Source organism: Amycolatopsis orientalis DSM 40040 = KCTC 9412 (assembly GCF_000478275.1).
GTDB classification, from domain to species: Bacteria; Actinomycetota; Actinomycetes; order Mycobacteriales; family Pseudonocardiaceae; genus Amycolatopsis; species Amycolatopsis orientalis.
The window spans coordinates 130,908-155,503 of the sequence record NZ_ASJB01000015.1 but is presented as its reverse complement, the minus strand read 5'-3'; the positions used below and the strand labels follow the sequence as shown (position 1 = coordinate 155,503).

Sequence of the window (24,596 nt, the reverse complement as noted above, 5' to 3'; positions counted from 1 at the left end):
TCCTATGGGGACCCCTTATGACATGCCGTGCGAGGAAGCTAGAGACCGGCGGCCGCGTTCTTGATGGCGGTCGCGAAGGTGCTCACCTCGGTGTAGACGCCGGGAGCGTGCGCCCGCGCGCACCCTTCGCCCCAGCTGACGATGCCGACCTGGATCCAGGCTCCGGCGCTGTCGCGACGGAACATCGGGCCGCCCGAGTCACCCTGGCAGGTGTCGACGCCGCCGGAGTTGATGTTGCCCGCGCAGATCTCGGCGCTGTCGATCAGGTCGGCGTAGCTGCCGCCCTGCGCCTTGCAGGTCGCGTCGGAGACGAACGGGACCGTGGCCTTGAGCAGGTAGCGCTGCTGCGCCCCGCCCTCGGTCGCGGCACCCCAGCCGGCGACGGTGAACGTGCCGTTGTTGTAGGCCGTCGTGCCGGCGATCGGCAGCGTCGGGATCCCGCTGACCGGGCTCGCGAGCTTGATCAGGGCCCAGTCACCACCGGTGGAGGTGGGGTAGGTCGGCGACCGGTACACGTAGGTCGACTTGACCTTCTTGGCCGCGGTGCTCTGCAGGTCGACGACACCGAGGGTGGCGGTGATGGTCGTGTTGGCGCCGGTGCGCGACACACAGTGCGCGGCGGTCAGCACGATCTGAGAGGTGTAAAGCGCACCACCGCAGCCCATGGAAAGCCTTACCATCCAAGGGAATTCACCCTGGGCGGCTCGGGTTCCACCGACCACGTCGGTGGACGGCGGCTGCGCGGCCGCGGCGGGCGGGGCCGTGGCGAGGGCCGCCAGGGTTCCGGCCGCCGCGACGGCGATCAGGGTCTTTTTGAGCAGGCTGAACCGACGCTTGATGTCCAAGGGTTCATTCCTTCCGGCTGTCCACAGTGGAGGCAGGGAGACTGACTGCGGCCATCTGACTACAGCAGGTGGGCGGACGCCGGGACAACCGACTTTCTTCGGATCTTTGGGCCGATGATGGTGATTAACGGACGTTCGCCGCGAAGCGCCGACGAATGGCGTAGCCCAGAGCGCCTAACGCCAGTACTCCGGAACCGGTGAGCACCGAAACCGCCGGAAGACTGAACGCGAGTACCAGGCAGCCGAGCAGCCCCACGACGGCGATCGCCCGCGACCCCGGCCGCAGGGTCAGCGCGCTGGCGTTCGCGATGGCGTAGTACGCCAGCACCGCGAACGACGAAAAGCCGATCGCGCCGCGCAGGTCGACGGTGCTCGCGAGCAGGGCGACGACGACGCCGACGGTGAGCTCGGCCCGGTGCGGGACGCCGAAGCGAGGATGCACCGCGGTCAGGTAGCGGGGGAGATGCCCGTCGCGCGCCATCGCCAGCGTGGTCCGCGAGACCCCCAGCACGAGCGCGAGCAGCGAACCCAGCGCGGCGAGTGCGGCACCCACCCGGATCGCGGGGGTGAGCCAGGACCAGGACGACCTCGCGACGCCTTCCGCGATCGGGTCCGGGCTGTGGCCGAGCAGATCCGGTCCGAGCCGGTACAGCAGGACGAAGGCCAGGACGGCGTAGACGGCGAGCGCCAGCCCGAGCGCGATCGGCACGGCGCGGGGGATGGTGCGGGCGGGATCACGGACCTCCTCGCCCAGTGTCGCGATCCGGGCATACCCGGCGAACGCGAAGAACAGCAGGCCGGCGGCCTCGAGGACACCGCCGACGCCGGGGGTGACCGCCGGGCCCGATGCCCCCGCCGCGAGACCGCCGCCGAAGAGCATCGCCACCGCCGCCAGTGTCAGGATCGTCAGCGTGATGGACACGATCAGCCGGGTCGCGAACGCGGAGCGCTGGACGCCGCGGTAGTTGAGCCCGGTCAGGGTCGCGACGACGCCGACCGCGAACAGGCCCCGCCACGGCTGGCCGAGTCCGGGGGCGGCGTAGGTGACGACGGTCAGCGCCATCGCCGCGCAACTGGCGGTCTTGCCGACCACGAACCCCCAGCCGGCCAGATGCCCCCAGAACTCGCCGAGCCGTTCACGTCCGTAGACGTAGGTTCCGCCGGACGACGGATAGAGCGCGGCCAACCGCGCGGAGGAGGTCGCGTTGCAGTACGCGACGATGGCGGCGAGGGCCAGTCCGGCCGGGAGCCAGGCTCCCGCGGCGCGCGCGGCGGGGGCGAAGGCGACGAAAACCCCCGCCCCGATCATGGATCCGAGGCCGATGAAGACGGCGTCGCGGGTGCCGAGCCGCCGGGCGAGCGAGTTCTGTTCGTCCACGAGTGTGAGCGTGGCATGAACACTTCGTTCGGGTCAGTACAGGCCAGGTGAATTCGGCCTAGGATCTGGACAGTGCGTACACGTTCACCGAGAGTCCATCCGTCCTCAGACGGCCCGGTTCGGGACGGTATTCCCGAACACGGTCGCGTTCCCCGCTATTACGCGGTCAAAGTCGAACTGCTCGATGTGATCTCGGAATTGGGTGAAGGTGCCGTACTTCCCACCGAGAGGGAACTTTCCGAACGTTTTGAGGTTTCTCGCGCGACGGTCCGCCAGGCCGTCGGTGAACTCGTGCTCGAAGGCCGTCTCAGCAGGCGGCAGGGAAGCGGCACCTATGTCGCGGGCCCCAAGCTCGTCCAGCCGCTCGCCTTGGTGAGTTACACCGAAGGACTCAGGAGGCAGGGGATTGAGCCCGGCCGGAATTTGATCTCATTGGAACGCCGGGAAGCCGGTCCGTCGCTGGGTTCGGAACTGGAAATCGATCCCGACGACGACGTCATCCACATCGAGCGGGTGCTCCTGGCCGACGATGAGCGGGTCGGACTGGAATCGACGTATCTCACCGCCGCGCGTTTCCCGACCCTCATGGATGTGTTCGATCCCACACAGTCGCTCTACGCGTGTTTGCGGGAAAGGCTCGGCGTGGTCTTCGACGGCGCCGAGGAGCGAGTCGAGACCGTGCTCGCCACGCCCCGCGAGGCGCTGTTGATCGGGACGAATCCGGCACTGCCGATGCTGTTGATGCACCGGACGTCGTGGGGGCCCGACGGGATCCCCTTCGAACGCGTCCGGTCGCTCTTCCGCGGTGACCGGCTGTCCTTCGAGACCCGCCTCGGCCGCGTGGAGTAACCCGACCTCCACGCGTTCAGTCCTCTCGATGCGGTATTTGCGCATTCAACGACCGCATTCAGAGGACGAAACGCAGGGGTAATATAACGCAAAGATAACAGGTCTGGTCCACATTTCGGGGGTACTTCACCTGGGGTTAGGGTCAGGGTCACGAGGCGTTGGTGCGGGCCAGCGAGCGTCTGCGGGGTGCGAATCCTCATCATCGGCGGCGGAGTGCTCGGCACTCAGCACGCCTGGCAGGCCGTCGAACGCGGCCACGACGTCGTCCAGATCGAACGCGAGCCCGAAGCCCGGGGCGCCTCCGTGCGCAACTTCGGGCTGGTCTGGGTCGGCGGCCGCGCCACCGGCCCCGAACTGGAGACCGCCGCGCGGGCCAGGGTGCTGTGGGAGCGCATCGGCGAACGTGTCCCCGGGATCGGCTTCCGGCCGAACGGCTCGCTCACCGTCGTCCGCACGGACGCCGAACTCGCCGTCGCCCGCGCCGCCGCCGCGACCACGGAGGACCGCGGCTTCAAACTGCTCGACGCGGCCGAGACCCGCGAGCTGAATCCGGCCCTGCGCGGCGACATTTTCGGCGCGCTCTGGTGCGACCGTGACGCCGCCGTCGAACCGCGCGTCGCCCAGCCCGCCCTGCGTGCCGAGCTGGCGAAATCCGGCCGCTACACCTGGCTGCCCGGCCGCGAGATCCGCGACCTGACCACCCGCGGCGTCGTCGACGACACCGGTGAGACCCACGAAGGCGACGTCGTCGTCCTGTGCACCGGCGCCCGGACGGGTGGGCTGGTCAAGGAACTCGCCGGGCCGACCCCGATCCGCCGGGTCCGGCTGCAGATGGCGCAGACCGAACCGCTCGGGGAGACCCTCACCACCACAGTCGCCGACGCCGACAGCTTCCGCTACTACCCGGCGTATCGCGGCGAGGCGCTCGACGGCCTCAACGCCCGCCAGCCGCAGGGCGAGATCGCCGCGGCCAACGCCATGCAGCTCCTCATGGTCCAGCGCCTCGACGGCTCGCTCACCATCGGCGACACCCACGAGTACGACGAGCCGTTCTCCTTCGACACCACCGAAGACCCCTACGACCACCTGGCCGAAGTCGCCGGGGCACTGCTCGGACGGCCGCTCCCGCGGATCGTCCGCCGCTGGGCCGGGGTCTACGCCCAGACCACCGACACCTCCCGGATCGTCCACCGCGCCCGCGTCGCGGACAACGCGTGGCTCGTCACCGGACCGGGCGGCCGGGGGATGACCTGTTCCCCCGCCATCGCCGAAGACACCGCGGAGGAGCTGTCATGGTGAAGACCGAACTCGTCGTCCTGGACATGGCGGGTACCACCGTCGCCGACGACGGCCTGGTGATCCGCGCCTTCACCGAGGCGATCGCCACCGCCGGTGTGTCCGAAGAGGACAGTCGCTTCCCCGGCATGCTCGACTACGTGGTCGAAACCATGGGCCAGTCCAAGATCGTCGTCTTCCGCGCCCTGCTCGACGGAGACGAGGAACGCGCCCGGCTGGCGAACACCGCCTTCCAGGACTCCTACGGGAAACTCGTCGCCGACGGCCATTGCGAGCCGGTCCCCGGCGCCGAGGCGACGATCCAGGAGCTGCGCGCTCGCGGGGTGAAGGTCGCGCTCACCACCGGTTTCGCCGCGGCCACGCAGAACGCGATCCTGGACGCACTGGGCTGGCACGGTCTCGCCGACGCCGTGCTGGCGCCGGAGGAGGGCGTCCGGGGCCGCCCGTTCCCCGACCTCGTCCTCGCCGCCGCCCTGCGGCTCGAGATCACCGACGTCCGCCGGATCGCCGTCGCCGGTGACACCCCGTCGGACGTCCAGACCGGCTTGCGCTCCGGCGCCTCGCTCGTCGCCGGAGTGCTCACGGGATCGGCGAAGAGGCCGGAACTGGAAGCCGCCGGTGCCACCCACGTCCTCGAATCCGTCCGCGATCTCCCCGACCTGCTGTCCTAAAAGGAGTTTTGACGACATGAAGAAACTCGCGGCCGCCGCCCTCACCGGGCTGCTCACGATCACCCTGGCCGCCTGTGGTGGCACCGCCGGCGGCGCGTCCGGCGACCAGACCGTCACCCTGTACACAGTGGACGGTCTCGAAGACTGGTACGCCCAGCGCGTCGAGGAGTTCAAGGCCAAGACCGGCATCACCGTGCAGGCGGTGACCGCCGGATCGGGCGAGGTCGCCTCGCGGGTGGAGAAGGAGAAGGCCAACACCCAGGCCGACATCCTCGTCACCCTCCCGCCGTTCATCCAGCGCGCCGCCTCGCAGGGGCTGCTCGCGGCCACGGCGCCGTCCGGGATCGACCAGGTCCCCGCCGGGCAGAAGGACGGCCAGGGCCGGTACTTCGCGATCATGAACAACTACCTCAGCTTCATCCGCAATCCGCAGGTTTCGCCCAAAACCTGGGACGATCTGCTCGCGCCCGCGCTCAAGGGCAAGATCCAGTACTCGACGCCCGGCGAGGCGGGCGACGGCACCGCGGTGCTGCTGCAACTCCAGCACGCCCTCGGCGAACAGGGCGCGCTCGAGTACCTCGCGAAGCTCGAAGCCAACAACGCGGGCCCGTCGTCCTCCACCGGCAAGCTGCAGCCGAAGGTGGCCAAGGCCGAGATCCTGGTGGCCAACGGCGACGTCCAGATGAACCTCGCATCGATCGAGAAGAGCGGCGGTTTCGAGGTCTTCTTCCCGGCCGACGCCCAGGGCAAGCGGTCCACCTTCGCCCTCCCGTACTACGCGGGCCTGGTGAACAACGCGCCGCACGCCGAGAACGCCAAGAAGTTCCTGGAGTTCCTGCTCTCGCCCGAGGTCCAGGGCAAGGCCGTCGACGCCTTCGGCGCCCCGGCGCGGACCGACGTCACGCCGTCCGGGCCGCGGGCGGACAAGGTGAAGGCCGCACTCGACGGCGTCGAGATCTGGCAGCCCGACTGGGACGCCGTGCTCGCGAAGCTCGACGCCGACCTCGCCGCGTACAAGAAGGCCGTGGGCCGGTGACCCCGGCGGTCGAGTTCCGCGGCGTGTCCGTCCGCTTCGGACAGACGACGGCGCTCTCCCCGCTGGACCTCACCGTGGCCAGAGGGGAGACGCTGGCGATGCTCGGGCCGTCCGGCTCCGGCAAGTCGACGGCCTTGAAGGCGCTCGCGGGCTTCGTGGTGCCGAGCACCGGCCGCGTCCTGCTGGACGGTGAGGACGTCACCGCGCTGCCGCCGCACCGGCGCGGCCTCGGCGTGGTCGTCCAGAGCTACGCGCTGTTCCCGCACATGCGGGTCGAGGCCAACGTCGCATTCGGGCTCAAGGCGAGGAAGACCCCGCGCGCCGAGACGGCGAGCCGGGTGACCGAGGCGCTGGAACTGGTCGGCATGGGGAAGTACGCGCGGCGTTACCCGCGGGAGCTTTCCGGCGGGCAGCAGCAGCGGGTCGCCCTCGCCAGGGCCTTGGCCATCCGGCCGCGGGTGCTGCTGCTCGACGAGCCACTGTCCGCTTTGGACGCCGCCCTGCGCGAGGACATGGTCGCGGAACTGCTGCGGCTGCGTGCCGAACTGCCCGACACCACGCTGATCTACGTCACCCACGACCAGGGTGAGGCGCTGGCGCTGGCCGACCGGATCGCGGTCATGCGCGAGTCGAAACTGGTCGAACTCGGGCCGAGCCGCGAGCTGTACCAGCGTCCGTCGACGGAGTTCACCGCGAGCTTCCTCGGCGCGTCCAACCTCATCCCCGTGGAACTCATGCACAACGACGGTACCCGCGTCCGGCTCGCCGGCCGCGAACTGGCGGCGGACCCCGCCGGCGCGATCCGGGCGGGGCGGCCGGTCGCGCTCGGCGTCCGGCCCCACCGGGTCGGGATCACCGCGGTGGACGCTCCCGGCGCGGTACCCGCGATCCTGCGCGGTGTCCAGTGGCGCGGCACGGGTTTCCGGCTCGACCTCGAACTCGCGCACGACGGTGGCGAGGTCCGGGCCGAGGTGCCGGACGTCGAAGGGCTGCCCGTCGTGGGGGAGAAGGTCGGAGTGTCCATTCCGGACGGTTGCCCGCTGGTGAGCGTCGGATGACCGGTCTCGCCCTCGCCGCCACGGCGGCACCGGCGCGGCGGCGGGAGGAACGGCCCGGCCGCGGCTGGCTCCTGCTGCCACCGGTGCTCGTCCTGCTCGGCTTCTTCGGCTACCCGCTGGTGCTGGTCGTCCTGCAGTCCCTGGAATCGAAGACCGGTGAGTTCGGGCTTTCGGTGTGGCTGGACGTGCTGGGCTCGGCGGAATTCCGGGACGCCGCCTGGAAGACCGTCGCGCTCGCGCTCGGCGCCACCGCCGGCTGTGTGGTGCTCGGGACGTTCCTCGCGCTGGTGATCGCGTTCGTGCCGTTCCCCGGCGCGCGGACGCTCTCGCGGCTGGTGGACACCGTGCTCGCGTTCCCCTCGTTCCTCATCGCGCTCGCGTTCACCTTCCTCTACGGCGGCGCGGGGATCCTGGGCGCGGGCGGGTTCCTGTACTCACCGGCCGGGATCCTGCTGGCGGAGATCACCTTCTACACGCCGTTCGTGATGCGGCCGGCGCTCGCCGCTTTCGGCCAGGTCTCGTCGGCGCAGATGGAGGTCGCGGCCAGCCTCGGCGCGAAACCCGGGCGGGTGCTGCGTCAGGTGATCCTGCCCGAAGCGTGGGTGTCGCTGGCGTCCGGCGCCTGCCTGACCATGCTGCTGGCGATGAACGAGTTCGGCATCGTGCTGTTCCTCGGCGCCAAGGACGTCACCACGCTGCCGATGCTGGTCTACGGCAAGGGGATCGTCACCTTCGACTTCCCGCAGGCGTGTGTCATCGCGGTGGTCAACGTCGTGTTCTCCCTTGCCCTGTACGGAACCTACCGGCGACTGACGAAGGGAGGCGGCCGTGCTGCTGTGGACCAGGCGTAGCCGGATCCTGCTGTGGGCGGTGTTCGCGGTGCTGTTCACCGTGATCGTGCTGGCGCCGCTGCTGATGATCGTGCTGGCGTCGGTCGCCGGGACCTGGACGGGCCTGCTGCCCGGTGCGCTCACCGGCTCGCATTTCGCGCAGGCGCTGTCCGGTGAGACGTTCGCGAGCCTCTCGGTGAGCATCCAGACCGGCGTCATCACGTCGGCGGTCTCGGTGCTGCTGGGGACGTGGGCGGCGCTCGCGGCGCCGTCCGCGCCGCGACGGCTCCGGAAGGCCGTCGACACCCTGTTCCATCTGCCGATCGCGGTGCCGTCGGTGGTACTGGGACTGGCGCTGCTGGTGGCGTTCAGCCGTCCGCCGCTGGCCTTCAACGGGACACGCTGGATCGTGCTGCTCGGGCATCTGATGATCCTGCTCCCGTTCTCCTACAGCACGGTCTCCGCCGCGATCGCGCGGATGGACCCGCTGCTGGCGCAGGCGGCGGCGAGCCTCGGCGCTTCACCGGCCCGTGTGCTGCTGCGGGTGCGGCTGCCGGTCCTGTTGCCGTCGATCTCGGCGTCGGCGAGTCTCGCGCTGGCGATGTCGATGGGCGAACTGGGCGCGACGACGATGCTGTACCCGCCGGACTGGCGCACGCTGCCCGCGAGCATCTTCGCGCTCACCGACCGGGGACAGGTGTTCCTGGCGTCGGCGAGCACGGTGCTGCTGCTGGCCGTCACGCTCGCCGGGGTGGTGCTCCTCGGCCTGGTCCGCGGCCGCGCGGCTCAGCGGTGAAGGACAGGCGGGTGATGCAACCCCGGACGGTGTTCCCACCGTCCTGAAGCCATGAAGAACGCAGCGAAGACGCTAGGCGCGGGGCTCGTGCTCGCCGCGACGGCGGCCTGCGGCGCGGGCGGCCCGGGAGCACCGGCGAACACGAATGTCCCGCCAGTCGTCACCACACCCTCGGATCTGCCCACCTCGCTCCCGGCCAGCCCGCCGGTCGCGAAACCACCGATGTCGCGGCCGACCGTCGGCCCGCCGCCCTCGGACAAGATGCTGCCGCCGTCTCAGGTCGACGCCAAGGTGCCCGCCCAGGTCAGCGCCGAGAACGGCGGCCTGAACGTGTACCTCGAACTGAGCGGCTGCGACGAGGCGAAGGCGAGCCTCGCCGAGGAGAACGCGCAGCGGGTCGTGGTCAAGGTGAAGATCGACCACGGCAAGCCCGGGCAGATGTGCCCGCAGGTCATCCGCTACGCCGTCCTGCCGGTGAAACTCGCCGCCCCGCTCGGTCCGCGGACCGTCGTCCTGGAAGCGGGGTGAGACCATGTGCAACCCCACGACGGCCTCGTTCCGTCCCAGTCACATGAGGTACTTAACGAATGTCATCGGCCTGGGCCTGATCGTCGTTGCGGTATCCGCCTGCGGGGCGCAGAACCAGGCGGTGGAACCCGCGGCCGGACCCGCGAGCGGCAACCTGAGTACCGTCCCGCCGTCGCCGACCGCGCCGCCGTCCTCGTCACCGGCGCCCGCGCCGGGGAGCCAGCCCGGTGTCCCGGGCGCGCCGCGCCAGGAGGTCCCGGAAGGCAGCACCAAGGTGCCGGACAAACAGCTCGACGCGTCGGCGCTCCCCGCGGACTATCCGCGTGAGGTGTACACCAGCAACGGCGGGACGATCCTGAACATCCGCGGCCAGGAAGGCGGCTGCGGGCACGCGACGGCCGAGGCCGCGCAGCAGGACGGGACCCGGGTCACCGTCAACCTGACCGAACTGAAGGGCCAGACCGGCCAGATGTGCACCATGGACATCCGGTACCCGGTGATCTCGGTGGCGCTGGCGGCGCCGCTGGGTGAGCGGACCGTGGTGCTGAAGCAGATGCGGTAACGCGCTCGCGCGCGCCATGAAAGGTCCTTTCCTTGCGAAATTTGCAAGGAAAGGACCTTTCCTCTCACCGGAAGCTGATCTGCAGCACCGGTTCCGAGGTGGCCTCGAAGAAGTCGTTGCCCTTGTCGTCGATGACGATGAACGCGGGGAAGTCCTCGACCTCGATCTTCCAGACCGCCTCCATCCCCAGCTCGGCGTACTCGAGGACGTCGACCTTCTTGATGCAGTCCTGCGCGAGCCGCGCGGCCGGGCCGCCGATCGAGCCGAGGTAGAACCCGCCGTGCTCGTTGCACGCGGCGGTCACCTTCTTGGACCGGTTGCCCTTCGCCAGCATCACCAGCGAACCGCCCGCCGCCTGGAACTGCTCGACGTAGGAGTCCATGCGGCCCGCGGTGGTCGGCCCGAACGAACCCGACGCGTAGCCCTCGGGCGTCTTCGCCGGGCCCGCGTAGTAGACGGGGTGGTCGCGAAGGTACTGAGGCATCTCTTCGCCCGCGTCGAGCCGCTCGGCGATCTTCGCGTGCGCGATGTCGCGGGCGACGACGAGCGGACCGGTCAGTGACAGGCGCGTCTTCACCGGCAGCTGCGAGAGCTGGGCGCGGATCTCCGCCATCGGGCGGTTGAGGTCGACGGTCACCACCTCGTCGGACAGGTCGTCCTCGGTGACGTCGGGCAGGAACCGCGCCGGGTCGCGTTCGAGCTGCTCCAGGAAGACACCCTCGGCGGTGATCTTCGCCTTGGCCTGACGGTCGGCCGAACACGAGACGGCGACACCGACCGGGCAGGACGCGCCGTGGCGCGGCAGCCGGATCACGCGGACGTCGTGGCAGAAGTACTTGCCGCCGAACTGCGCGCCGATGCCGAACTGGCGCGTCATCTCCAGCACCTGCTGTTCGAGATCGACGTCGCGGAAACCGTGGCCCAGCTCCGAACCCTCGGTGGGGAGGTCGTCGAGGTAGCGGGCGGAGGCCAGCTTCGCGACCTTCAGGTTGAACTCCGCCGACGTGCCGCCGACGACGATCGCGAGGTGGTACGGCGGGCAGGCGGCGGTGCCGAGGCTGCGCAGTTTCTCGTCGAGGAACTTCGCGAGCCGCTTCGGGTTCAGGACGGCTTTCGTTTCCTGATAGAGGAACGTCTTGTTCGCGCTGCCGCCGCCCTTGGCCATGAACAGGAATTCATAGCTCGGGTCGCCTTGACCGTCTTTGTGGTAGAGCTCGATCTGCGCGGGCAAGTTGGTACCCGTATTACGCTCATCCCAGAAATTCACCGGCGCCATCTGCGAATAGCGCAGATTCAACTCCTGATAGGCGTCGAAAATGCCTCGCGACAGCGCGCGTTCGTCGTCCGCGCCGGTGAGCACGCCTTCGCCGCGCTTGCCGATCACGATGGCGGTGCCGGTGTCCTGGCACATCGGGAGGACGCCGCCGGCGGAGATCGCCGCGTTGCGCAGCAGGTCCATCGCGACGAACCGGTCGTTGCCGCTCGCCTCCGGGTCGTCGACGATCGCGCGCAGCTGCGCCAGGTGCGACGAGCGCAGCAGGTGCTGGATGTCGGTGATCGCGGTCTTGGCGAGCTTGGTCAGCGCCTCGGGCTCGACCTTGAGGAACTTCCGGCCCGCGGCCTCGACGACCTCGACACCTTCGGTGCTGAGCAGCCGGTACTCGGTGTGGGTGTCCTTCGCGAGCGGAAGGACTTCGGTGTGCTGGAACGTGGTGGGCGCCACTGCGCGGGCTCCTTTGCCGGCATCGGGAACCCGCCCACGGTACTAGGCGGTCCTCCCGTGACCGGCGTCACGTCCAGGTGAAGGCGGCGGGAATGCAATTCGCACTCCGCAATTTGTCGCGGGGCCGCACAAATTAGTTCGGGAGGCCGGGCCCACCCCGACGGACCCGACCTCCCGGGGAAAGCGATCCGGGCGCGAACACCCGACCGCGAAGACTTATTACCTGCTCGACGGTCTCGTGACGCAGGTCATAAGTCAACGCTGCCGAACGGGTGTCGCTTTTCGAGCGCCTAAAGGCGCAGTGAGGATTACGAAGCGTAGGCGCGCAAGCGGTCGGCCCGCTCACCCTGACGAAGCTTCGACATGACCTCTCGCTCGATCTGGCGAACGCGCTCACGGGACAGCCCGAAGTGCTTGCCGATCTGGTCGAGCGTGCGCGGCTGGCCGTCGTCGAGGCCGTAGCGCAGGCGGATCACCTGCGACTCCCGGTCGTCCAGCGTCGCGAGCACGCGGCGCAGGTCGTCCTGGAGCAGACCGGAGATCACGGCGCTCTCGGCGTCGGTCGCCTCGGAGTCCTCGATGAAGTCACCGAGCGGGGCGTCCTCTTCGGTGCCGACCGGCATGTCGAGGCTCACCGGGTCACGCGAGTGGTCGAGCAGATCGGAGATCTTGTGCGCCGGAATGCCCGATTCCGCGGCCAGTTCCTCGTGGGTGGCGTCGCGCCCGAGCTGCTGGTGCAGGTCGCGCTTGATGCGGGCCAGCTTGTTGACCTGCTCCACCAGGTGGACCGGCAGCCGGATGGTGCGTCCCTGGTCGGCCATCCCCCTGGTGATGGCCTGGCGGATCCACCAGGTGGCGTAGGTCGAGAACTTGAACCCCTTGGAGTAGTCGAACTTCTCCACCGCGCGGATCAGACCCAGGTTCCCCTCCTGGATCAGGTCGAGCAGCGGCATCCCCCGGCCGGTGTAGCGCTTCGCGAGCGAGACCACGAGGCGGAGGTTGGCCTCCAGCAGGTGGTTCTTCGCGACGTGGCCGTCACGCACGAGGGCCCTCATCTCGGAGCGCCGCTTCGGCGTGAGGTTCTCGGCGGTGTCCAGCACGTGCTGGGCGAAAACCCCGGCTTCGATGCGCTTGGCCAGCTCGACCTCGTCGGCGGCGGACAGCAGCGCCGTCTTGCCGATTCCGTTGAGGTACACGCGAACGAGGTCCGCGGCCGGGCTCTGGGCGTCGAGGTCGGCGTCGGTGAGTGCCCCCGCGCTCACCGGCTCCTGGGTGGATTGCGCCGGGATACGGCGCTCGCGAATCCCGCGCGCTTCGCGTTCGAGAGTCTGGACTGACATTCTGCCTCCCCGGTCACGGGCTGAACGTGCTGCGATGTGTCCGCCGGATCCGCCTCGGCGTAGCGAGCCCTGTGGAAACCCGCTACTCCTCGTCGGCCCAGCTTGGCTGGACACTTGGCTCAACGCCGGGAGGTCCGAAAACGTTCCCGGCCGCTATACAGGAGACGGGCGGCTGACCTGGGACGTTGCTCGACCAACCCTGAGCTTTTCCTGAGAATGCCCGCGCGGGGGAGCGGGAAACGTGGTCTAGACCTCTAGGAGGAGCGTGAAAGGACCGTCGTTCACGCTGCGGACCGCCATCATGGCCCCGAACCGGCCCGTTTCGACCCGTGCGCCGCGTTCGCGCAGGGCGTCGACGACGGCCGTCACGAGCGGCTCGGCGGTCTCGGGCCGGGCGGCCGCCGTCCACGACGGACGGCGGCCTTTGCGGGTATCGCCATAAAGGGTGAACTGGCTTACGACAAGTAGGGGAGCGCCGGTGGTGGCACAGGATTCCTCGTCGCGAAGTATGCGAGCTTCGTGAAGTTTGCGTGCCATCGTCGCCGCTTTCGTCACGTCGTCGTCGACGTGGATTCCCAGCAGCACCAGCAAACCCGGCTCGTCGATGGCGCCGGTCACCTCGTCGCCGACGGTCACGCTCGCTTCCGTGACCCGCGCCACCACCGCCCGCATCAGACCGCCGGGAGGAGCATGCCGTGCCGGACCAGTTCGCGGACGACAGGCAGCGCGGCGGCGGCCAGTTCCTCCGGTTCGAGGCCCTGTGCGGCCGCCAGGAGCACGATCAGGTCCTCCAGCGGAAGAGCGCCCTGGCAGCCGGCGAGCAGCCGGGTCGCCAGTTCGTCGACTTCATGCGACCACCCGGGGCCGTCGGTGCGGTGCAGGCGCTGGACGGTGGTGGCCCAGCCCTCCTCGCCCGGCTCGGCGACGCTCTCCAGAAGAACGCTCTCCGGGACGCGGAACCGGACATCGAGGAGCGAATCCCCGTTGGCGCGCAGCCATTCCACCCGGTCCAGCCAGTTCGCCGCCTCGGCGCCCAGCGGGTCGTCGTAGGCCTGGCGGAGGTCTTCGCACACGATCGTCGGCGTGCCGCCCGCCGCGCGGCGGAGGGTGACGAAGCCGAAACCGATGCCCTGGACGTTGTTTTCGGCGAACCAGTCGAGCCAGTCGCCGGATTTCGCCCTGCCTTCGGGGGAGCGGGGGTCGATACCCGCGTCGCGCAGCCACGTGCCGACGTACAGCCCCGGATCCGCGATGTCGCGCTGGACGAACCACGCGTCGGTCTCTGCGGGCAGCCAGCGGGTCACCCGGTCGCCCCAGTCCTCGCCCTCGACGTGCAGCCAGGACGCGAGGAGCTGCCCGGTGCCGCCGTCGTTGAGAAACCCGGGCAGCTGCCGCACCACGAGCGCGCTGGCGTCGTCGCCGGCGAGGCCGGAGTCACGGTAGGTGTAGTCGACCCGCGGCGGGCCGACCACGAACGGGGGATTGCAGACGATCTGGTCGAACCGGCGCCGCGCGACCGGCGCGAACCATTCGCCCCGCACGAGTTCGACGTCCAGTTCGTTGAGCCGGAAGGTGGCCGCGGCGAGCGCCAGCGCGCGGGCCGAGAGATCGGTGGCGGTGACCTTCTTCGCGTGGCGGGTGGCGTGCAGGGCCTGGACGCCGTTGCCGGTGCCGAGGTCGAGCAGGCTGCCGACCTCGCGGCGGCTGGTGGCGCGGATCAGGCTCAGCGAGGCGTGCCCGACGCCGAGCACGTGGTCCTCGGGCACGGTCTGGCCCAGGATGTCGGCGTCGAGATCCGAAACGACCCACCAGGAGCCTTCGTCGTCGCCGTGCGGCCGGACGTCGAGACCGGCCCGGTAGCCGTCGGCCGCGGGGACGAGCAGGGTGGCGGTGACCGCGTCATCGAGGGCCAGTGGCGCGAAAGCGGCCTCGACGTCCTTCTCCGGCTCTGTCGAACCCAGGAGGAACAGCCGGATCAGCGTCCCGAGGTCCCCCGCGTCGCGCGTGGCGCGGTAGGCGAGTTCGGGCTCGCCGCGGCCGAGGGCGGCGTGCGCGGAGCCGAGGACGTCGACCACGCCGTCGGCGTCGTACCCCGTCCGGCGGAAGGCGTCCCGCAGCCTCGCGCAGACGTCGTCGGACAGGTCGGGGAGGGCCGCTCGTGTGCTCACGGTCGGTAATTGCGACGGATAAGGTGCGCCGGGGCTTCTGCTCACGGTCGGTAATACTGCCAGGATGAGGTCGTGAGCCTAGAAAGTGTCCTGGCACCGCTGAAGGCGGCGCTGCCCGGACTGGAAGACCTGTACACCGACCTCCACCGGCATCCGGAGCTGTCGTTCGCCGAAACCCGCACCGCCGCCGAGCTGGCCAAGCGGCTCGAAGCCGACGGCTACGAGGTGCACACCGGCATCGGCCGCACCGGCGTCCTGGGTGTGCTGCGCAACGGGCCGGGCCCGAAGGTGATGCTGCGAGCCGACATCGACGCGCTGCCGGTCGAGGAGAAGACCGGCCTGCCCTACGCCAGCACCGCCCGCGGGGTGGACGCGGACGGCCGCGACGTGCCGGTGATGCACGCCTGCGGCCACGACATGCACGCCACCTGGCTCTCCGGCGCCGCCTCGCTGCTGGCCGCCGGGCGGGCGCACTGGTCCGGCACGCTGATGGTCGTCTTCCAGCCGGGCGAGGAAGCAGGCGACGGCGCTGTCGGCATGGTCCGCGACGGGGTCTTCGAACCCGCGGGCAAGCCCGACGTCGTCCTCGGCCAGCACGTCGTCCCCGGCCCGGCGGGCTGGGTGCTGACCAGGCCCGGCGTGCTCATGGCGGCCACCGACGCGCTGCGCATCACCCTGCACGGCCGGGGCGGGCACGGCTCGCGCCCCGAGACGACCGTGGACCCCGCGGTGCTCGCCGCGTCCGTGGTGCTCAAACTGCAGACGATCGTCTCGCGGGAGATCGCGGCGACCGACTCGGCGGTGGTGACCGTCGGGTCGTTGCACGTCGGTACCGCGCACAACATCATCGCCGACCACGCCGTCCTCGAGGTCAACGTCCGGTCGTTCGACCAGGCCGTGCGGGAGAAGGTCGTCGCGGCGGTCGAGCGGATCGTGCACGGCGAGGCGGCCACCGCGGGCGCGCCGAAGCCGCCGGACATCGAACGGATCGGGTCGTTCCCGGTCACCGAGAACGACGAGGCGGCCACCGAGAAGCTCACCGCGGCCTTCCTCGACCACTTCGGCGAGGGCCGGGTCATGCCCGCGCCGCTGATCACCGGCAGCGAGGACTTCAGCGAGTTCGGCCGCGCCGCCGGGGTACCTTCGGTGTTCTGGCTGGTCGGCGGGCTGGACGAGCAGCAGGTCATCTCCGCGATGGCCGCCGGCCGGTTCGAACAGGACATCCCGTCGAACCATTCGCCGCTGTTCGCGCCCGTCCCGCATCCGACGCTTTCGACCGGTGTCGAAGCACTCGTGGTCGCTGCCTGGCACCGGCTCACCCACCCGGGTGTCGGATGAGCCCGGCGAGTGGGAGCATGGAAGCCGGAGGTGGTGCTGTGAACGCGCCCGCCCACGGTCCCGAACCGAGGGAACCCGCTCCGGTGCTGATCACCGAAGCCGCCCCGTCCTACGAAGACCAGCTCGCCAGGCGGAAGCGGAAGTACATCATCATGATGTCGTTCCGCTTCCCGTGTCTCATCCTCGCCGGGATCTTCTACCAGACCTGGTGGCTCGCGCTGGCGCTGATCGCGATCTCGATCCCGCTGCCGTGGATCGCCGTCCTGGTGGCCAACGACCGGCCGCCGCGCAAGAGCGAGCCGGTGAACCGGTACCGGCCCGAGCCGACCCGCATCGAAAGCGGCGGGCACCAGGTCATCGACGGCGGCTGACGCGTTTCGCGCATGCCATGAAAGGTCCTTTCCTTGCAAAATTTGCAAGGAAAGGACCTTTCATGGCGTGTGACAGGGGCGGCTACGGCTGCGGACCGACCTTCGCGACCGCCCGCGCACCCAGCCGCGTACCGGCCCGGAGAACCTCCACCGTCGACTCGCCGCGCAGCCACGCCGCCAGTACACCGGCGTCGAAGGCGTCCCCGGCACCGGTGGAGTCGACGCACTCCGCGGGCCGCGACGGGACCGAGGTGACCGTGCCGCCCGCGTCGACCCAGCTGGCGCCGTCGAGACCGGCGGTGACCACGACCTCGCCGACGTAGTCCAGCAGTTCCTTCGCCGCCACCGGATCGCTCGACCCGGTCAGCGCGACCAGTTCACTGGTGTTCGGCATCAGCAGGTCGACGCCGCGCACGTCGTCGAGGAAGGCCGCCGGATCGGTGATCAGCGTCGCCGCCTGCGGGTCGACCGACGTCGTCAGCCCGGCCTTCTTCGCCGCGGCCAGCGCGGCGAGCGCGGCGGGCCGTGACGACGGCTGCAGCAGGACGTAACCCGAAAGGTGCAGGTGACTCGCGCCGGTCAGCGCCTCCGGGGTGATGTCGGCGGGGCTGAACTTCGAGTTCGCGCCGCGGTCGGCGAGCATGCTCCGCTCGCCGTCGCCGTCGACGAGGACCACGACGCAGAACGTCGGTTCGTCGGGGTCGACGGCGAAGGCACAGCGGACCCCGGCCGCCTCCAGTTCGCTCTTCACCATGCGGCCACCGGAATCGTCGCCGATCCGCGCGATCAGCGTGGTCTCCGCGTCCTCGGCGCGCAGCCAGAGCGCGGTGTTCGCGCCCGCGCCGCCGCTGGTGAAGTGGACCTTCGCGCGGATGTCGCCGCCGTGCGGGATCGGGCCCTCGTGCCGGGCGACGACGTCGAGGCCGACGTCGCCGACGACCACGATGCCGCTCATGCCGCGGTCCCGGCGAGCGCGACGGCGACCTCGGTGGCCAGTTCCGCGTTGGACAGCACCAGTGCCTCGTTCGCGTCGAGGCTCACGCCGCCGCTGGCGGTGTGGAAATGCTCCAGCAGGACCGGGGTCACGTCGCTGCCGTGGACTCCCCGCGTGCGCAGGAGTTCGAGCCCTTCGGTGAGCAGCCGGTCGTGCAGTTCTTTGTCCATTTCGGACGCTTCGGGAATGGGATTCGCCAGCAGTACCCCGGAATTCGCGTGCACCCGGTGCGCGGCGATGATCGCGGCCGCCTGCGCGGCGTCGTCGACCCGCCACGGCACCTCGAAACCGGACGAGCGGAGGTAGAACGCCGGGAAGTCGCCGGTGCGGTAACCCAGCACGGGGACCGAGTTGGTCTCCAGGACCTCCAGGGTCGCGGCGATGTCGAGCACCGACTTCACCCCGGAGCACACGACCGTGGTCGGCACCTTCGCGAGGACACCCAAATCCGCCGAGACGTCCCAGCTCTGTGCCGCGCCCATGTGCACGCCGCCCAGCCCGCCGGTGGCGAACATGCCGATCCCGGCCGCGGCGGCCAGCGCCGCGGTGCTGGCGACGGTCGTCGCCCCGGAGCGGCCGAGGCCGACGGCCGGGCCGATGTCGCGCAGGGAGAGCTTGTCCAGGTCCGCGCCGGGCGCGCAGACCCGCTCCAGCTGCTCGCCGGTGAGACCGACCAGGGGGACGCCGTCGAGGACGGCGATCGTCGCGGGTACGGCGCCGCCGTCCCGCACCACCTGCTCCAGCCGCCGGGCGACGTCGAGGTTGCGACCGGGCGGGAGACCGTGGGAGAGGATGGTGCTCTCCAGCGCGACGACGGGATCACCGTCGGCGAGGGCGGAGGCGACCTCTTCGTGAAGGGACAGTTGCGGAGTCACGAACGAACATCATCGGTGATGGGGGTCCGCGTCACTCCAGTGGGTCAGTTCGGTGGCGAGATTCTCCCGGGCCTTGCTCTCCCAGCGTGCCCGCGCGATGTCACTGCGGTACAACCGCGGCCGGGCCAGCAGTTTCTCCAGCACGGCCACGCGTCCCGCTCGCCAGTCCTCGTCGGAGTAGATCGAGTACTCCGCCCGGACGCCGCTCGCGTACTCCTCGTAGACCTCGGGCGCGGCGCCGAGGACGGCGAGATCGGCGTCGAGCAGCGCGGTCGCGAGGAGGTCGTCGGCCGGGGCGGCGTGGTCGATCGTGGCGAGGACCAGCCGCTCGGCGCGGGCGATGCCGTCTTCGGGGACGCCGGCGTTGGCGAGTTCGGCGCGGGTCCAGGCCGCGCTGGCCCGTTCGTCTTCGCCGGGACGGGCGTCGTAGACGACGTCGTGCGTCCAGGCGGCGATGGCGACGACCGCCCGTTCGCGGGAGCCCAGGCCGAACGCGACGGCCAGGTCGCCGCTGTCCCGCGCGACGGCCGTGGCGTGCCGGAGATCGTGGTAGCGGCGGTGCGGTTCGGCGTACCGGGTTTCGAGGTCGTTCCACGCGACGGCGGCGACCTGGTGGTCGCCGCCGAGCCGGGTGATCGCGGTCGGCCAGTCCATCAGTCGAAGATCCCGCGCGACTTGGCCACCTCGTGCAGCCAGCCTTCCAGCTGCGGCTCCCACTTGACCCGCTCCAGCGCGGCGTGGTCGACCTTGAACAGGCCCAGGAACTCCTGCCCGCGCCCGCCGAACCCGCCGCTCTTGGACACCCGGACCCGCTTGGTCACTTCGAGGACGACCTGCGTCTCCGCCGCCGAGGACAGGAAGGTCACCGCCACGGAGGTGAAGACGCTCGCGAACCGCGGCGACGGGGTGAAGCGGATCTCCTGGAAGAACGGGAGCTGCTGGACCGCGCCGTTGATCCGGCCCCGCTCCAGTACGGCCTCGCGGAAGACGAAGCCGGTCCGGCTGAAGGCGTCCAGGATCCGCTTCTGCGCGGGCAGCGGCTCGATCGCGGCACCGTCGACGTCCATCGGGTCGGTGACGGAGTTCGCGATGTCGAGGCTGGTCTGCAGGCCGACGGCCATACCGGGCAGCGGCTTGCCGAAGACGCTGGAGATCGGCGTCTCCCAGGGGAGGGCGACCTCGAACGGGATGCGGACCTGCTGGCCCGCCGCGACGCGTTCGCGGCCCACCAGCTGCTGGGTGCCGAACTCGAGATCCTCGACACCGGGAGCGCGCTCGTCCGGCGTCTGGACCCGGGCGAGCAGCTTGACCGAGAGACCGTTGATCTCTTGATCGACTTCGCCGCCGAGCAGCAGGACCTCGCCGCGCAGGGGACGGCCGGGGGAGACCGTACGGTCTAGCAGCCGGGCGTCGATCTTCGCTCCGCCCGAACCGAATGTCGCGAGCACCTTCTGGAACATGGGCGAGATCCTGCCAGGTCGCCGGTGTGCGCAGGAGGATTTGGGGCATTATGGAGGGGTGAGCACACAGACCCTTCCGAAGCCGGATACCCGTCCCGAGGGCACCGACGGCACCGACGACGATTCGCCGAAGATGTTCCACTACGTGCGCAAGAACAAGATCGCCGAAAGCGCGGTCATGGGCACGCACGTGGTGGCGCTGTGCGGTGAGGTCTTCCCGGTGACGAAGTCGGCGAAGCCCGGTTCGCCGGTCTGCCCGGACTGCAAGAAGATCTACGACGGTCTCAAGCCCGGCGACTGACGCATGACCGTCCGGTGTCTGATTCCGGACAAAATCTGAAAATCCTTCACATGGCGGCTGCCCGTCCCGGTTTTCGCTGGTAATTCATTACCCGCCAGCGAAAAACCGCCGGGACGGAGCCTTCATGCGTAGAACCGGGATCGTGCTCGCCATCGCCGCGTTGGTCGCGGTGTTCTCACCGGCCGCCGCTCAGGCGGTCACCGGCTGGACCACGGTCGGCTCGGACAACGCCCGCCCCCTCGACGAGGGGCAGGGCCTGGCCACCATCGAACGGCCGTCCGGGACCCTCTACCGCTACACCGGGATCGCGACCGTCCCGGTGAGCCTGTCGTCGCAGGGCTGGAACCACGTCGGCGACCCGGGTTCGGCGCAGGGCTGGTACGTCGAGCCGTACCAGCGCGACGACAGGGGCGCGAAGCTCTTCCGCGTCGAGTCACCCACGGGGACGTGGGCGAACTACACGCACACGCTGGAATCGTGGGAGGCGAACAACAACTCGTTCGCCGCCGTGACCCCCGACGCGCGCTGGATGGTGGCGGGTGAATGGGGCACGATGGACCGGCTCCTCGTGCATCCGATGCCCGGCGTCGCGCATACGGACCCGTCGGCGAACCTGCCGTACGCGTCCGCGATCCGGCTCGACCGGCCGGTGCGGGACATCCAGGGCTGCGACTTCCTCACCGCGACGCGGCTGCTGTGCGCGTCCGACGATCCCGAGGGCTCGCTGTTCGGCACGACCAAACCGCTGCTGCAGGTCGATCTCTCCGGGGCGCTGTCCGGTGCGGACGTGACCGGGCGGGTGACCTCGCTGGGCCAGCTGCCCTTGAAGAGCATGTGCAGCGGGAACTTCGAGACCGAGGGCGTCGACGTGGCCGCCGACGGGACCCTGCGCGTGATCGTGCTGTCGCCGAGCTGGTGTGTCGCCTTCGACAGCAAGACTTGGCGGTTCCGGAAGGCGTAGGAGCGCGTCTCGTGAGTGGTAATGACGGTTCTAACCGTCATTACCACTCACGAGCCACCTACGAAGCCGGTTCCGGGGTCAGCGTCTCGGCGGCCGGGGCCGCCGGGGAACGCTTCGCGTCCTTCTTCGCGCGGCGCTTCTCTTTCCGCGTCTCGACCATCGTGTACAGCGTCGGCACCAGGATCAGCGTGAGCAGGGTCGAGCTGACCAGCCCGCCGATGACCACGATCGCGAGCGGCTGCCCGATGAACCCGCCCTGGCCGGTGAGCCCCAGCGCCATCGGGACCAGCGCGAAGATGGTCGCCGCCGCGGTCATCAGGATCGGCCGCAGCCGCCGCCTGCCGCCCTCGGTCACCGCGTCGGTGATGCTCATCCCCGAAGCCCGGTACTGGTTGATCAGGTCGATCAGCACGATCGCGTTGGTCACCACGATGCCGACGAGCATCAGCATGCCGATCAGCGCGGGCAGGCCGAGCGCCGTCCCGGTGGCCAGCAGCAGCCCGATCGCGCCGGTCGCCGCGAACGGGATCGACACCAGCAGGATCAACGGCTGGATCAGGCTGCGGAAGGTCGCCACCATGATCAGGTACACGATCGCGATCGCGGCCAGCAGCGCGAGGAACAGGTTCCCGAACGCCTCCTGCTGATCCTCGCTGACTCCGCCGAGCTTGTACGCCGCGCCACCGGTGAAGGTCAGACCGTCCAGTTTGGACTGGATGGCCCGCGTGGTGGCGGCCAGGTCCGCGCCGGTGTTCTTGGCGGTGACCGTGGTGCTCAGCTCGCCCGAGGTGCGGTGCACCGCGGCCGGGCCGTCCACAGTGGACACCTTCGCGACCGAGTCCAGCCGGACGACGCCGGTGGCCGACGGGATCGGCAGCGCCTTGATCGCGTCCACCGACACCGGGGCCGCCGTGCCCGCGCGCAGCACGATGTCCGTGCGCTGCCCGTCCACCGGCAGCTGGGTCACCGTGCGGCCGGCGATGGCCTGGTTCGCGATCTGGCCGATCGACGTCGCCGAAAGCCCGCTCGCGGCGGCCGCGGCGGCGTCGACCTCGACCTGCACGCGCGGCGAGCCCTGCGCGAGGTCACTGGTCACCTCGGTCAGGTCCGGCACCCCGGCCAGCGCCTGCCGGACCTGTTCGGCGGCGGGTTTCAGCGCGGCCTCGTCGGGCGCCGTGACGGTGATCGAGATCCCGTCGGAGTTGAAGCCGGACGCGTCCGCGCCGACCTTGACCTCGCCGAGTTCCGGCCGCTCCAGCTTGTCCCGCAACCGGTTCGACAGCGCGTCGAGGTCGGTGTCCTTGGCGACGGTGACCGAGATGCTGGTCGACGTCCCGCCCATGCCGAAGAACCCGGCCCCGCCGATGCTGACCTGGTAGGTCTTCACCGCCGGTTCGGCGGCAAGCGCCTGCTCCACCGCGCCTGCGGCCTTCTCCTTGGCCTCGGGGCTGGTGCCGGGCGGCAGTTTCTGCGACAGGTTCAGCGTCGTCCCGCCGGACTGGTCGAGGAAGTTCGTGTTCAGTCGCGACGCCAGCCCGACCGTGCCGCCGAAGATGATCAGCGCGAGCAGGACCACGGTGACACGGCGCTTGGTCGCGAACCGGATCACCGGCACGTACCCGCGCTGCAGCAGTCCCCGGCGTTCCTTGTCCTCGGCCGCCTGCCGCGTGAGCTCGGCCTCGTGCTCGTTCGCCGGGGTCTTGGGCGGCTTGAGGAACCAGTACGCGAGCACCGGCACGATCGTCAGCGAGACCAGCAGCGACGCCAGCAGCGCCACGGTGACGGTGATCGCGAACGGCGAGAACAGCTCGCCGACGAATCCGCCGACGAAGGCGATCGGCAGGAACACCGCGACGGTGGTGAGAGTGGACGACGTCACCGCGCCGGCCACCTCGCGCACGCCGTCGAGCACCGCGCGCTGTTTCTCCTCGCCGTAGGCCAGATGTCGTTTGATGTTCTCCAGCACCACGATCGAGTCGTCGACGACCCGGCCGATCGCGATGGTGAGCGCGCCGAGGGTGAGCAGGTTCAGCGACAGATCGCCGGTCCACAGCGCGAGCAGCGCCACCACCACCGAAAGCGGGATCGACACCGCCGTCACGAGCGTGGACCGCAGCGACATCAGGAACAGCAGGATCACCACGACCGCGAACGCCAGCCCCAGCAGTCCTTCGGTGGTCAGCCCGCTGATCGCGTCCTTGACCGGGGTGCCCTGGTCGAACACGACGTTCATCTCGGCGCCGGTCTTCTTCGACAGGCCGGGCAGCTTGTCCCGGACGGAATCCGAGATCGCGACCGCGTTCCCGTTCTCCACCATGGTGATCGAGAGCCCGAGGCTCGGCTTGCCGTTGGTGCGCGTGATCGACGTCGGCGGCGCGAAGCCCGCCTGGACGTCCGCGACGTCACCCAATTTGACCGGCACCGGCTTGCCCGCCGGGGCGCCGGGGCGCGGCGACGGCGTCAGGTAGAGGTCGCGGATCGTGTCGACCGTGGTCGGCCCGCCGCCGACCTGGACGGTGAGCGTCTTGTCGCCTTCGGTCAGCGTCCCGGCCGGGACCGCGGCACCGGCCGTCTGCAGCGTGGTGGCGATCGACGACGGGTCGACGCCCGCAGCGGCCAGTTTCGCGTAGTCCAGCGCGATGGTGACCCGCGGCTGCCGCGCCCCGGTCACCTCGACCTCGCGGACGCCGTCGATCTTGCGCAGTTCCGGCGCGACCTCCCCGGTCAGCGCGGGCGCGAGCGCCTGCGGGTCGCCGGTGGTCCCGGCGGCGAGCAGCACGACCGGCAGATCGTCGGTGGACCCCGCCGACACCGACGGTTCGGTGTTCTGCGGCAGCCTGGTCTTGACCCCGTCGACGACACGCTGGATCTGCCCGACGGCGGCGTCGATGTCCGTGCCGAACTCGAAGCGCGCGGTGATCCGCGACAGGCCCTCCGACGACGTCGAGCTCAGCTCTTCGAGCCCTTTCAGGCCCTGGAGCCCCCCTTCGAGCGGTTCGGTGACCTGCCGGTCCACCGCGTCCGGGGACGCTCCCGAGTAGGGCGTGATGATCTGCGCCTGCGGGAACTGCAGCGACGGGAACAGCTGCTGCTTCAGCTGCGGGAGGGCGAAGGCGCCGAAGCCGATCACCACCAGGGCGAGCAGCCCGATGAGACTTCGGTTGCGCAGGCTCAGTCTGGCCAGCGTGGACATGGCGGGATCCCCCAGGAAAGGTG

Annotated in this window: 24 protein-coding genes; 13 read left to right on the top strand and 11 right to left on the bottom strand. The window is 70.0% G+C overall.

The window, feature by feature from the left end; genetic code table 11:
• Nucleotides 1-38: 38 nt before the first annotated feature.
• A complete protein-coding gene (locus L324_RS03125; RefSeq protein ID WP_037303932.1) occupies nucleotides 39-845 on the bottom strand; it encodes a S1 family peptidase in 807 nt (268 codons plus the stop codon).
• Nucleotides 846-969: 124 nt separating this feature from the next.
• A complete protein-coding gene (locus L324_RS03120) occupies nucleotides 970-2,223 on the bottom strand; it encodes an APC family permease (protein ID WP_037303931.1) in 1,254 nt (417 codons plus the stop codon).
• A 72-nt stretch (nucleotides 2,224-2,295) separates the two neighbouring features.
• Between L324_RS03120 and L324_RS03115 the strand changes: the two genes are divergently transcribed.
• The 9 genes from L324_RS03115 (at nucleotide 2,296) to L324_RS03075 (ending at nucleotide 9,849) form a co-directional block, all read left to right on the top strand.
• Nucleotides 2,296-3,072: a GntR family transcriptional regulator gene (locus L324_RS03115; protein ID WP_037303930.1), complete on the top strand. Its 777-nt coding sequence runs from the start codon at nucleotides 2,296-2,298 to the stop codon at nucleotides 3,070-3,072.
• Between the two features lie 186 nt (nucleotides 3,073-3,258).
• Complete coding sequence (locus L324_RS03110; RefSeq protein ID WP_037303929.1) at nucleotides 3,259-4,371, top strand: TIGR03364 family FAD-dependent oxidoreductase; 1,113 nt, start codon at nucleotides 3,259-3,261, stop codon at nucleotides 4,369-4,371.
• Nucleotides 4,365-5,039, top strand: a complete 675-nt coding sequence (locus tag L324_RS03105; protein WP_037303928.1) for a phosphonatase-like hydrolase — start codon at nucleotides 4,365-4,367, stop codon at nucleotides 5,037-5,039. The genes L324_RS03110 and L324_RS03105 overlap by 7 nt, the downstream gene beginning before the upstream one ends.
• 16 nt (nucleotides 5,040-5,055) lie before the next feature.
• Nucleotides 5,056-6,075 (top strand): 2-aminoethylphosphonate ABC transporter substrate-binding protein, encoded by a 1,020-nt coding sequence (locus L324_RS03100; RefSeq protein ID WP_037303927.1) that lies wholly within the window; start codon nucleotides 5,056-5,058, stop codon nucleotides 6,073-6,075.
• Entirely contained in the window at nucleotides 6,072-7,133 is a 1,062-nt protein-coding gene (locus L324_RS03095) for an ABC transporter ATP-binding protein (protein ID WP_037303926.1), read from the top strand. Before L324_RS03100 ends, L324_RS03095 begins: the two co-directional genes overlap by 4 nt.
• Nucleotides 7,130-7,984 carry a 2-aminoethylphosphonate ABC transporter permease subunit gene (locus tag L324_RS03090; RefSeq protein ID WP_037303924.1) on the top strand — a complete coding sequence of 285 codons (855 nt, stop codon included), beginning with the start codon at nucleotides 7,130-7,132 and terminating at the stop codon, nucleotides 7,982-7,984. Before L324_RS03095 ends, L324_RS03090 begins: the two co-directional genes overlap by 4 nt.
• Nucleotides 7,962-8,759: an ABC transporter permease gene (locus L324_RS03085; protein WP_037303923.1), complete on the top strand. Its 798-nt coding sequence runs from the start codon at nucleotides 7,962-7,964 to the stop codon at nucleotides 8,757-8,759. The genes L324_RS03090 and L324_RS03085 overlap by 23 nt, the downstream gene beginning before the upstream one ends.
• Nucleotides 8,760-8,810: 51 nt before the next feature.
• The gene (locus L324_RS03080; protein ID WP_037303920.1) at nucleotides 8,811-9,287 is read left to right on the top strand and encodes a hypothetical protein; all 477 of its coding nucleotides are present in this window, start codon (nucleotides 8,811-8,813) and stop codon (nucleotides 9,285-9,287) included.
• A gap of 43 nt (nucleotides 9,288-9,330) precedes the next feature.
• On the top strand, nucleotides 9,331-9,849 hold the full coding sequence (locus L324_RS03075) for a hypothetical protein (protein WP_037303918.1): 519 nt from the start codon (nucleotides 9,331-9,333) through the stop codon (nucleotides 9,847-9,849).
• Between the two features lie 64 nt (nucleotides 9,850-9,913).
• Here the strand turns inward: L324_RS03075 and L324_RS03070 are convergent, their stop codons facing one another.
• The 4 genes from L324_RS03070 to L324_RS03055 all read right to left on the bottom strand — a co-directional run bounded on the left by L324_RS03070 (nucleotide 9,914) and on the right by L324_RS03055 (nucleotide 15,080).
• A complete protein-coding gene (locus L324_RS03070; protein ID WP_037303917.1) occupies nucleotides 9,914-11,572 on the bottom strand; it encodes a fumarate hydratase in 1,659 nt (552 codons plus the stop codon).
• Nucleotides 11,573-11,880: 308 nt separating this feature from the next.
• Entirely contained in the window at nucleotides 11,881-12,912 is a 1,032-nt protein-coding gene (locus L324_RS03065; protein ID WP_037303915.1) for a sigma-70 family RNA polymerase sigma factor, read from the bottom strand.
• 246 nt (nucleotides 12,913-13,158) lie between these two features.
• Nucleotides 13,159-13,584 (bottom strand): D-aminoacyl-tRNA deacylase, encoded by a 426-nt coding sequence (gene dtd / locus L324_RS03060; protein WP_037303913.1) that lies wholly within the window; start codon nucleotides 13,582-13,584, stop codon nucleotides 13,159-13,161.
• The gene (locus tag L324_RS03055) at nucleotides 13,584-15,080 is read right to left on the bottom strand and encodes a DUF7782 domain-containing protein (RefSeq protein ID WP_037303910.1); all 1,497 of its coding nucleotides are present in this window, start codon (nucleotides 15,078-15,080) and stop codon (nucleotides 13,584-13,586) included. The genes dtd and L324_RS03055 overlap by 1 nt, the downstream gene beginning before the upstream one ends.
• Before the next feature lie 72 nt (nucleotides 15,081-15,152).
• Here L324_RS03055 and L324_RS03050 point away from each other — a divergent pair, with 72 nt between their 5' ends.
• Both L324_RS03050 and L324_RS03045 read left to right on the top strand, forming a co-directional pair.
• Nucleotides 15,153-16,418, top strand: coding sequence for an amidohydrolase (locus tag L324_RS03050; RefSeq protein ID WP_037303908.1), 1,266 nt, complete (start codon nucleotides 15,153-15,155; stop codon nucleotides 16,416-16,418).
• Between the two features lie 17 nt (nucleotides 16,419-16,435).
• Nucleotides 16,436-16,789 carry a DUF3099 domain-containing protein gene (locus L324_RS03045; RefSeq protein ID WP_037303906.1) on the top strand — a complete coding sequence of 118 codons (354 nt, stop codon included), beginning with the start codon at nucleotides 16,436-16,438 and terminating at the stop codon, nucleotides 16,787-16,789.
• 82 nt (nucleotides 16,790-16,871) lie between these two features.
• Here L324_RS03045 and L324_RS03040 read toward each other — a convergent pair whose 3' ends face one another.
• The 4 genes from L324_RS03040 to L324_RS03025 are packed head-to-tail and all read right to left on the bottom strand — an operon-like array spanning nucleotide 16,872 to nucleotide 20,118.
• The gene (locus L324_RS03040; RefSeq protein WP_037303905.1) at nucleotides 16,872-17,744 is read right to left on the bottom strand and encodes a carbohydrate kinase family protein; all 873 of its coding nucleotides are present in this window, start codon (nucleotides 17,742-17,744) and stop codon (nucleotides 16,872-16,874) included.
• Nucleotides 17,741-18,658 carry a pseudouridine-5'-phosphate glycosidase gene (locus tag L324_RS03035; protein ID WP_037303903.1) on the bottom strand — a complete coding sequence of 306 codons (918 nt, stop codon included), beginning with the start codon at nucleotides 18,656-18,658 and terminating at the stop codon, nucleotides 17,741-17,743. The genes L324_RS03040 and L324_RS03035 overlap by 4 nt, the downstream gene beginning before the upstream one ends.
• A 9-nt stretch (nucleotides 18,659-18,667) precedes the next feature.
• Nucleotides 18,668-19,312 carry an HD domain-containing protein gene (locus tag L324_RS03030; RefSeq protein ID WP_037303901.1) on the bottom strand — a complete coding sequence of 215 codons (645 nt, stop codon included), beginning with the start codon at nucleotides 19,310-19,312 and terminating at the stop codon, nucleotides 18,668-18,670.
• Nucleotides 19,312-20,118 (bottom strand): sporulation protein, encoded by an 807-nt coding sequence (locus L324_RS03025; protein ID WP_037303899.1) that lies wholly within the window; start codon nucleotides 20,116-20,118, stop codon nucleotides 19,312-19,314. Before L324_RS03025 ends, L324_RS03030 begins: the two co-directional genes overlap by 1 nt.
• Before the next feature lie 58 nt (nucleotides 20,119-20,176).
• Here L324_RS03025 and L324_RS03020 point away from each other — a divergent pair, with 58 nt between their 5' ends.
• Nucleotides 20,177-20,419 carry a DUF3039 domain-containing protein gene (locus L324_RS03020; protein WP_007033595.1) on the top strand — a complete coding sequence of 81 codons (243 nt, stop codon included), beginning with the start codon at nucleotides 20,177-20,179 and terminating at the stop codon, nucleotides 20,417-20,419.
• 124 nt (nucleotides 20,420-20,543) lie between these two features.
• Nucleotides 20,544-21,380, top strand: a complete 837-nt coding sequence (locus L324_RS03015; RefSeq protein ID WP_037303897.1) for a hypothetical protein — start codon at nucleotides 20,544-20,546, stop codon at nucleotides 21,378-21,380.
• A gap of 58 nt (nucleotides 21,381-21,438) precedes the next feature.
• On the opposite strand, the gene L324_RS03010 is transcribed toward L324_RS03015, so the two are convergent.
• Complete coding sequence (locus tag L324_RS03010) at nucleotides 21,439-24,573, bottom strand: efflux RND transporter permease subunit (protein WP_037303896.1); 3,135 nt, start codon at nucleotides 24,571-24,573, stop codon at nucleotides 21,439-21,441.
• Between the last annotated feature and the right edge of the window lie 23 nt (nucleotides 24,574-24,596).